At 40.5% G+C, this 10073-nt stretch carries 10 protein-coding genes; all 10 read right to left on the bottom strand.

From position 1 onward, the window contains the following. Window positions 1-52: 52 nt before the first annotated feature. Complete coding sequence (locus LI114_RS12380) at window positions 53-229, bottom strand: hypothetical protein (protein ID WP_227220943.1); 177 nt, start codon at window positions 227-229, stop codon at window positions 53-55. Between the two features lie 252 nt (window positions 230-481). Beyond that, on the bottom strand, window positions 482-2692 hold the full coding sequence (locus tag LI114_RS12385; RefSeq protein WP_227220944.1) for a hypothetical protein: 2211 nt from the start codon (window positions 2690-2692) through the stop codon (window positions 482-484). After that, the gene (locus LI114_RS12390; protein WP_319638309.1) at window positions 2692-3591 is read right to left on the bottom strand and encodes an ABC transporter ATP-binding protein; all 900 of its coding nucleotides are present in this window, start codon (window positions 3589-3591) and stop codon (window positions 2692-2694) included. Before LI114_RS12390 ends, LI114_RS12385 begins: the two co-directional genes overlap by 1 nt. Next, a complete protein-coding gene (locus tag LI114_RS12395; RefSeq protein WP_038671832.1) occupies window positions 3578-5146 on the bottom strand; it encodes a hypothetical protein in 1569 nt (522 codons plus the stop codon). Before LI114_RS12395 ends, LI114_RS12390 begins: the two co-directional genes overlap by 14 nt. Window positions 5147-5160: 14 nt before the next feature. After that, window positions 5161-6312 (bottom strand): hypothetical protein, encoded by a 1152-nt coding sequence (locus LI114_RS12400; protein ID WP_227220945.1) that lies wholly within the window; start codon window positions 6310-6312, stop codon window positions 5161-5163. 85 nt (window positions 6313-6397) lie between these two features. After that, window positions 6398-6766, bottom strand: a complete 369-nt coding sequence (locus LI114_RS12405) for a hypothetical protein (RefSeq protein WP_117859724.1) — start codon at window positions 6764-6766, stop codon at window positions 6398-6400. Window positions 6767-6948: 182 nt separating this feature from the next. After that, entirely contained in the window at window positions 6949-7083 is a 135-nt protein-coding gene (locus LI114_RS12410; protein ID WP_117859725.1) for an AgrD family cyclic lactone autoinducer peptide, read from the bottom strand. After that, window positions 7080-7655, bottom strand: a complete 576-nt coding sequence (locus tag LI114_RS12415; RefSeq protein ID WP_117859726.1) for an accessory gene regulator ArgB-like protein — start codon at window positions 7653-7655, stop codon at window positions 7080-7082. Before LI114_RS12415 ends, LI114_RS12410 begins: the two co-directional genes overlap by 4 nt. 218 nt (window positions 7656-7873) lie before the next feature. Beyond that, window positions 7874-9193, bottom strand: coding sequence for a sensor histidine kinase (locus tag LI114_RS12420; RefSeq protein ID WP_227220946.1), 1320 nt, complete (start codon window positions 9191-9193; stop codon window positions 7874-7876). Then, window positions 9194-9934: a LytR/AlgR family response regulator transcription factor gene (locus tag LI114_RS12425; protein WP_227220947.1), complete on the bottom strand. Its 741-nt coding sequence runs from the start codon at window positions 9932-9934 to the stop codon at window positions 9194-9196. Between the last annotated feature and the right edge of the window lie 139 nt (window positions 9935-10073).

The raw sequence follows: 10073 nt of genomic DNA on the forward strand, positions 1-10073 counted from the left end.
GCTGCTTAACTTCAAATCCTTGCGGTCAATGTGTCAAGTTTTATTGACAAAATCAGTTAATGTTTCCTTTCAACGCAGAGAACTGTATTTCGTGTTTGTAAAATGACTTGTCATTATCGTCAATATTCCACTGAGTTCTGTTGTAAGATGTGCGGATCTTTTCGCTTACTTCAATTTCAACGTATCTTTTGGTTATGGTGTCATAAACACTTACTATGTTTTTGCTCATTTTTTATTCCTCCGTTTTGATTTTCTTGTTCTGAATCAAAACGAAGGCTATGGATATTTGGCAATATAGCATTGCCAGTTTTTAAAAATGGGCATAAAAAACTCCGTTTCTGCTTTTAAAGCAATAAACGGAGTTTTACTTATAAAATACAAAGGAGCATAACTAACAGCTTTAAAAGCTCTATTTGTTATGCTCCTAAATCATATAAATTGTCTCTTAATATTATTAATTGCAAAAATTATTTGGCACGCTTTATATATTCCCGATTAGAATCGGATTCAACAGCACATAATCAAAGAACCCTATCCCCAGCAGCGCAAGCAATATCGGCAAAATAAGCACCGCCGTCGCCGCAAGGAATGTCGATATAACGCTTTTGAGCTTCGCTGACAGAAAATAGATGATGAGCATTGCACAAAGCAGCGCAAGGTATCTTCCGGCGATTATGAGAATGAGATAACCTTTTATGGAAACATCAAAATTTGAAAGCGACTCTATTGAGCAGGCAGGTGCGTTTATCCCCCTTGTGCCGTATGCGTTCAGCACGTTGTAAAAGTACGGCGCATAGGTCAGTGCGAAAATCATCGTCACAATGACAACGCCTATGCCGAACTTGCAGAGAAATGTGTCCTCTCTGCCTCTTGCGGAGGTTTTCAGCAGAACGTTCGCACCTGTCTGATACTCGGCGGCATAGACATAGGTAAGGCAAAGTATCACCATTGTCATTGCCGTCAGACCCAGCGTTAAGTCCTTGTTTCCTGCGGTTTCGCCGCCTGTCAGCAGCTTGTAGCCGCTGTCATAAACGAACTGCCCATCCTCTGTTGTCTGCAAATATTCGGCGTGCTGTTTCACCTCGTCAAAGGCGTACTGCGGAGCAAGTATATCCTGATACTTCATCATTATGAAAACACCGTCACCATCTGAATTTGCCATTTCCTCCGACATTTTCATCTGCGCGTCGGCAAATTTCTGCGCCTCAGCGTCTATCATTTTCTGCTTTTCGGCGGTGTACTCGCCCTCAAATTTCAACATATACTGCTTGTAATAAACCTCGTCCGCTGATGAAAAGCTCTCGCTGATAGGAGAATATGAAACTGCGGTGATGACAGCAAATGCTATCAAAATCAGCAGAGCCTTGCCGCCGATAAAGACCTTGTAGCACTCTTGCAAAAAGAGATTTGTTGTCCTGCCTTTGAAAATACTGAACTTTGCAAGGCTGAATTTTCTTGTACGGCTTTTAATAACCCTTTGCTTTGAAAAAATCAGCACGGAGAGTATGGACAATATGAGCAGCAATACTATCGCCGAGCCGACAAACACAGCCATATAGTTCACAGGTTTTCCAAAAATATTGAGGTTCAGATAGCTCGCGAAGAGGTCTTTTGTGTTGGCGTATGCAAGAATATTAATGTATTTTAGCGGACAAAGATAGCTTGTGCTCGGTATGGTGTAGTAGAGCACGGCTTCCGCCGCTATGGTAATTATCAGTATGCCGTAGACCTTTACAGCGGTGTTTGATACCACAGTAACAAGGTAGATCATCGCCGCAAATACGCAGTAAACCGCAAGTTTTGCCGCAAGGAAAAGTGCAAAGTATTGCAGTACGGATATTTTCAAGTTACTGCCGTTAAACTCGTATACCGACTGTATCTGCCTTGACAGGTCGCCGAAACCATATGTAATATATGAAACTGCAAAATTTACTCCGTAAAGCAACATTTCCGCCACAATCGCCGCCGCAAAACAGGTGAAAATCTTTGTGATACCAAGGGGCATTCTGCCCTTGAAAGTCGTGCGCGCGAGGGTTATCTGGTCAAGCTCTTTTTCACGGGTGACAATCGTGACAACCACGGTCATTATCATCAGTATTGCAATAAGGTCTGTGGCGAGAAAACCCGTTGCCATTGAAACGCCCTTTGAGGGTGCGGCGGTGAGCTTTGAGCCTTTGAGGTAGGCGAAGTCCGCAGGCGTTTGTGCGATATTTTTGTAGCTGAAACTATCGGGGTCGGCGAAAAGCGAAATGCCCGTCATTTTTCGCGCGGTGCTGTCGATATTTTCAAGGTAGCTGTCGTAATTTTCGCAGGCGGCGACCTCCTCGTAAATGCGGTCGGTCAGCTCTATCTCGGAGTAAATATCGTCGGTAAATTCTAGGTAGCTCTTCGTCTTGTAGCTCTTCAAAAGCTCCTCAGCATTGCAGTTTTCCTGCGAAATATCCTCACCGAATGACAGCCTTTGTATCAATTCAAGCTCCGACTTTTTCTGTGAAATTCGCTCAAAAGCAACGTGAGTGTCAAGCCCTTCGAGGGTCTGATAAGCGGCTTTGTACTGCTCAGGGGTGTATTCCAGCGTCTGTTTTGTTTCGTTTATATACAGCAAAACGCCGTTGAGGAGCAGCAGAACGGCGAAAATTGCAATAGTTGTGCGTTTGCAGAACGCTTTTATCAGTTCGTTTTTGAATATCATCAGCTCGCCCCCTGGTCGAAATAATAGAGGTAGAGATCCTCAAGATCGGGCTTGCAAGGACGGCACTCAAAGCTGGGCGGCTGTTCGCTGATAACACGGACGTAGATGTTTTTCTCGTCCTTCGAGATATTTCCGACCTTGTATTTTGCGGAAATTTCGTCCAGCATACTCTCGTCGGCGGTTATCTCGAACACTTTGCCGTCGATCTTTTCGCAGAGGATATGAGGCGCACCGCTGTCGATTATCTCGCCCCTTTTCATCAGCAGGACTTCTTTTGCGATAAACTCGATATCCGAAACAACGTGGGTTGCGATTATGACTATCTTGTCGAAAGCTATTTGTGCCACCAGATTTCTTATACGGATACGCTCCTTCGGGTCAAGACCTGCGGTAGGCTCGTCGAGGATAATGACTTTCGGTTCGCCGAGCATAGCCTGTGCGATGAGGGCACGCTGTTTCATACCGCCCGAAAAGCCGCCGAGGCGTTTGTTTCGGCTGTCCTGCAAGTTGACAAGGTTGATTAGCTTTTCTATCTGCGGCTTTGCGTCAGCTTTTTTCATGCCTTTGAGGGCAGCCATATAGTAGAGAAAACGCTCCAGCGTAAAGTTTGGATAAATCCCTTGTTGTTGGGGCATAAAGCCGAGAATTTTGCGGAAGTCGGCGTCCATTGTGCTTGTTTCAACGCCGTCAAATTTCACCGAGCCGGAAGTTGGTTTCAGATTGTCGGTGATGATATTCATAAGGGTGGATTTGCCTGCACCGTTCGGTCCAAGCAGACCGTATACTCCCGCCGTGAAGTCGTAGGTGAAGTTTTCAAGTGCGGTGAAATTGCCGTATTGTTTGGTGAGGTTTGTTAGGGTGAGAGTCATGTTGTTTTCTCCGGTTTTATTCTTTATCAAATTTTCCATGCTGCTCGTTCAGCTCGTTTAAAACCTCGTCTATTCCTGCGGCTTTCAGCTGTTCATTTGCTGCGAACAAGGCTTCGTCAAGGCTTTGATATTCGCCGTAATCGCCGTAGAACAGACCGTAAAAATCGTCATAGACCGCCGCCGTTTTCTCCAATTTTTCGGCAAGATCGTCGGATACCTCCAAACCGTAAAACGGAGATACCTCGGAATGCTCCCAGCATATCGCAATATCCTCCCGCTTGCTTTGATTGTCCTGCGAATTGCTTTCGGCGATAATGGAATTAGTCATTGTCGCGGCGACGTCGTAAAACGGCAGAGCGTTCTTGTTCGGGTACTTTTCGCCGTCCTTGACCGCATAATTTCGTCCCTCTGCGCCGTTGTAAATTATGTTCGCAAGCTCTTCGTCCGTGTTCAGCAGAGCGAGCAGTTCAAACGCCGTTTCCTTGTTCTTGCTAGAGGACGATATCCCCACGACTCCGTTCAGTTCCTCCTGCTGCAAATATCCGCTTGAAACGATTTTCGACGAATCATAATAAAGCGGCATTGCCGGCGACAGGCTGCAAATATAAGCGTCGTTCGCAATATCGACGTTGTTTGATATATATCCATTTTGCGAATATTCATATACGGTCTTGAGATATTTCAAGGCTTTTTCATTCTCGAAAATATTTTCCGCCAGTCCCGTTTCGGCGTTGATATACACGCCCTTGTATCTGCAAAATCCCGCCATCTCATAATACAGTTCGCAGGTGCTGTCGAGCAGCAGACCACGTTTCCCCTCGTCCGCAAGGCTTTGCAGATACGGCTCGAGATCTTCTAGGCTTTGGATATCGTCTGTATTTACCCCGTATTCGTTGCAAACATCGCCGTTAAGCAACAATACCAGCGGCTGAGCAAGCGTATAGTCGGTGGTTTTTCCGTATATCATACCGTCGGCACAGGTCGTCTGCTTCCAGACTATGCCGTCGAACCCGTCGTAAAACGCTTTTCCGCTGTCGGTCTGAAAATAATCGTTCAAAGGTTCTAGATAACCCCTTTCTACAAACAGATTAAAGGTATCTCCGTAACCGCCCAGCGCGCTCATGCCCAGCCCCGTGTTGACTATATCGACCTGCTCGTTATTTTTGAGCATACTTTCGTAAACGTCCATGTTTGGGTACAGCTCGCCCGTTTTGAAATCAAACTCGCCGTTCATTACAAAATCAACGTAAAAGTCATATCCGTTTTTATCCAGATACTCGTTCACAGTGTTTTCAATGTAAATTTCATCGTATATTCTCGGGTCGTCGTCAGTAGTTGTAAAGGTCGTATCGTAGTTTGTAAGATATACGATCTTTGTTTTATTTTCATAAGTGAGGGATTCTGCCGTTTCAACGTCAAAACGCGAAAATCCGAACTTGTCAAAGCCGTAACCGTAATCCTTTTCTTCGGCTGATGAAGTACCTGAGCTTACTTCCGAGCCGGTCTTGTTTGCATTATCGGAGCACGCTGTTAGACCGAGCATGACCAGCGAGATCAGGCAGGCTAAATATTCTTTCTTACCCATTGCTCATTCCCCTCTTACTGCTCAAATTTAAAATCGGCATTTTCAAATTTCAGACTCCAAAAGTCCTCGTCGGAGAGCAGTCCGAAGCTGTCGCGTTCGGAGTCCTGATAGTGTATCAAATGCCCGTTTGACGTGTGTCCCAGAACCGATACGTAAACATCGCCGTCAAATTCGGTCGTAAGGTCTTTTCCGTCCGACGTATCGAACACTCCTGCACTGCGTATCTCGCTTTTGCCGTCCGCAGTACTGTACATATAAAACACCCTGTTTCCGATCATGCAGACATCGCTGACATAGCCGTCCCGTTTAAACAAAACCTCTGTCCCACCGCCGTCGAGATCATAGGAGCAGACCTGCGAATGGGAATCGTCATCGTCGGAAACGACATAAAGCATTTTACCGCCGTTGCACTGCCAGACGTTGACGGAATCTTCCGTTTCAAGAACCGTCATCCGCTCCGAGCCGTCGATATCATAGCATTCGACAGCGGAATGAACGCTGTTTTCGGAATATTCGCTGTGCTGGAAATATATCTTGTTTTTGTACAGCAAAAGACTCTTCTTACCGATCACGGTTTCGTTTGCAGTGCCGATGTCCATATATTTTTCAAAAGAAAAATCGGAAAGGTCAACCGAACAGAGCGAATAATTCTCCCGCAATCCAACACTGTCGGTATCGTTCATTTCAAATTCCGAGCCGACAAAGAACAGTCTGCCGCCGTCAAGCACAGGATTAACCATGGTGCAAAGCGACAGTTCCGCGGTAAACGCAAGCTTTCTGTTCATGCCGTCGGTATCGGCGGTATAAATAAGAAACTCGTTCAGCTCGCCCGTGCATATCGAGTATAGCGTATCGTTATAAAGAAAAGCATAGTTATAAAAGTACCCCTCTTTTGGAGCGACAGCCGAGCATTTTGTATCGGCGTTTTCTGCAGCGGTCTGATGCTTACAATCGGGCTGGGTACAAAAGATCTCATAGCTGTTGGTTTTCAGATCCCAGAGGTAAAGTCTGCCGTCGTTTTCCCTGAAAGCGTAGCTGTCGGAAACGGTGATATTTGCCCCGAATTCAAAAGACTCGTTTGCGGCCGAGGTCTTATCCGTCTGTTTTCCGCAGGATGAAAAAAGCAGGGCAGCGGCGGTTATAACGATCAAAGCTTTGATTTTCATGTCAGTTGCCTCCATATTCTATAAAGCAATACCGCACGGAAATATCACTATATGTCAGTGCGGCATTATTTTTTAGAATTATCCGTTATACCAAGTAACCTGTATATACAGTAGCGTTGTTTAATTTATGTGTTATTGTCGCACTTTTAAACGTTCCGCCGGAAGGTGTGGAGCAGGTTGTGCTAACGCCTCTTGTATAGCTGTTGCCGCTACCTGTGTTAAGTGTATTTCCGCTCTTTGTATAGTAAAGCACGATGTTAACTCCTACCGTTTTTTTCGATCCGTCCTTTGTTGATGTTGAAGCATAGACGCTGCTTGAGGAACTCTTGTAAGCAGTGCAATACGCTCCGTTTTTTTCGAGATCAGTATATGCGCTCGCACCCATAGCCGAAATCGAAGCCATCATCATTACGGCAGCACCCATAGCTGCTATCTTCTTAACCATTTTTGTCATTTTAAATACCTCCATTGTCTTAATATATTAGTATCACAAACGATCTACTTTGTTGCAAATCATTTTAAACTTTGTATGTTCGCACAAATGTTATTGTACATTTTTGTGTATTTTATCTCTGCATTGGAAACACCTTACCCCTCCTAATTAAACCGATTATTAAACGATTCTGTGGTTATCTATTACTTCTTTTCTTTCTTAAATTTAGGTTCTTTAGGTTGATATGCCCCCCAATGTGATGCAGAACCACAGGCTGCCTTTGCCATATGTCCAACAAGCGCCTTGACTGATTTTGCTACAGCAACTTTAATTTTCATAAGAAATCCCCCCTTTTCATAAATCTTGCGTATATTATAAATATTGAAACTAAGGCTAAAGTCAGCAGAATTATTAGCCCTAGGTCTACACCTTTTATAATTAATACGATGCTTATTGCAGATAGCACTACTGATAAAACGGTAGAAATAATTTTATAGACAGTTCTATTTTCTATCGGTTTATTCTTGTTCTCAATCGGTGCCAATAAAACAATGGTTACTACTTGAAAAATAGCAATTAATATAATTGACTTTAAAGAAATATGTCTTATTATTTTAAATATCAACAACAATATAACAAAAGATATTGAGGTCACTAAATTACATTTAATATATGTATTTGCATGATATCCCCCAGTAAATGATCTCATTATAATGAACACTGCCAAAAACATTGTGCTCTCAAAAGTATAATTTGTTACTATACCTATGATAGATATTAAGGCTATATTAATTAATGATGATAATGTAATTTCTATTCCGTATCTGTAAAATTCTATTTCTTCTGTATCCTTAGAAATTACATTATTCTTGATCATAAAATTCAAAATTATCGATACTAATCTCTTCATTACTTCCACCAAGTCTTTTATTTACTATAATATACAAGTTATTTACAATCAAGTCAAGCAATTTGGCGTGACGTGTAAGTTTTTGTCGTGAAATACAAAAAGAGAACTGTCCACCATATAAAAACCGGCGTAACAGCTCCCTTTTTCGTTATAAATTTAATTTGTTTCTCTCAATTTGCTATGACTTAAATTTGCCAATACAAAGAGATTTTAACGTTTTACAGTAAAGTTGATTTTAACGTTATCAAACATGTGAACACTTTATCCGATTCGTAAAATTCACATCTTCCCTGATATTTTTCTGCAATCTCTCGTATTATTTTAATTCCCCACCCATGCTTATGAACATTTAATTTTGTTGTTTTAAGGCTCGGATTTCTTTTTAAAACAGACTCATTTATTGCATTTCTGACTACTATTCTATATATGTCCATTGTTTTACTGATGTCAAGGTTAATGAACCTTTCTGACTCGTCAGTTATTTTTTCACTAGCCGTTATAGCATTGTCAAGCGTATTGCTTAAAATATGAAGCATATCAATATCATCTATACCATCAAAGCTCTTAATGCAGCTGCAATTTGTTCTGATTCCTTCTGTCGCTGCGACTGCAAACTTAGAATTTATAATAGCATTTACAATATAATTGTCTGTATTTACAAAGCTTTCACTGATTGATATAACGTTAACATATTTCTCTATGTACTTCATTGATTCATCTGCGTGTCCTTGAGCTATCATTGTATATACAGCGGACAACTGATCTTTCAAATCATGTCTAATCTTTCTTATCGAATCATATTGCTGACTTGCATTCTCTATATATTGGTGACTGTATTGCTCTTGGATCTTTAAAAGTTCCAGTTCTTTTTTCTGATTATTTTTCACAGAAATAGAATCAATCATATAAAAGATTATAATGTTAACTGCAACTATCGTTAAAATCAATAAGTTTATATAGAGTCTCTGAGTTGAATCAATAGCTATCAAATGAAGTAAGAACATCATAATAATGGATATTGCAAGTATTAATATAATAGCGATCCACTCAACTGCATTAAAGTTCTCAGAAGTCGTTGCCAATAATTTCAGCATCAACTTTACTGAAATAAAGAATAATGCCTGTGCAAAAATCAATACCGTAAAACGAGCAAATCCGGATTCCGTAACTATTTCTTTTATTGACATTGAATTTACTGATGAAACAAAATTAAGCGTAATTATAGATATTAAAGAAATCATAACAAGAGGAACAGTGGCTGCAAACAGTTTTTTTATTATACTGCCTTTTCTGTTCACTAGGGCATAGAGAAACAAAGCCATTAAGTAGCAGACAATTCCAAAAATGCCCTCAAAAATCGTTAAGTAATTCATTACGGTTATCAGTAATCCGAGCGTACAGAAACACAATGCAAAAGCAATAATGTTTTTCTTAGTGCTTTCTGTTTTCGGAGGCAAAAACTTATATATATAATAAGTTTCCATAAAACCTTCATAGAAATTTATAATCACTTCAAAAGCAATCCATATTATACTCATTTATATCGTTTCCCTCAAATATTTTGAAAAATCGGTATCAACCATGTGTTTGTACTTTCTACTCATTGTAAGTCTAAAACCTTGCTTAAAAATAACTTCGTCATTTTTCATATCCAAATTAAAAACATGACTAAGATTGACAAGATACTTTTTATGAACTCTCGAAAAATCGTATTCCGCAAGCTCACTTTCAAGGTCACCGATAACTGCACGTACCTTAATATGAATCTGTGAACCATAATCATCCAAGATACAATATTTCACATGATGATTGTCACTTTCAATATACAAAATGTCTCTGTATTGAATGCAGATTCGCCCATGCTCTTCATCGCTCAAAATTATTTTTTGGTGCTGCTTTAAATAAACAGAAAGCTTGTTTAAAACATTAACAACATCTTTATTTAATCTTGAAACGCTAGACTTTTGTATAAAGTAAAACGGCTGAAATTCCATGCTTCCGTACACCAGTTCATTGTGATTTGTAACAAATATTATATAACAATCCCTTCTTTGTTTTCTTAATATTTCTGCAACATCAAAGCCTGTGAATTCAGGCATATCAATATCCAAAAAAATCACATCAAAAAATATGTGCTTGTGTTGATTCAATAAACCTTGACCGTTATTGAAACCTTGAACATTTACATCTTTAAAATAATTTATTGCATTCTCTGAAATTATTTTTTTTAATGTTTCTAAAAAACTCTCATTATCATCACAAACTGCGATTTTAAGCATACCCTTCACCGCCTTTGTATGACATTATATCAAACATTTTTCACTAAATCAATACACCTTTTATTAATTATGTTATAAAATCACTTTGATTTTGTCAATAAAACTTGACACATTGACCGCAAGGATTTGAAGTTAAGCA

The sequence above is a fragment of the Ruminococcus sp. 210702-SL.1.03 genome, assembly GCF_020559915.1.
GTDB lineage: Bacteria > Bacillota > Clostridia > Oscillospirales > Ruminococcaceae > YE71.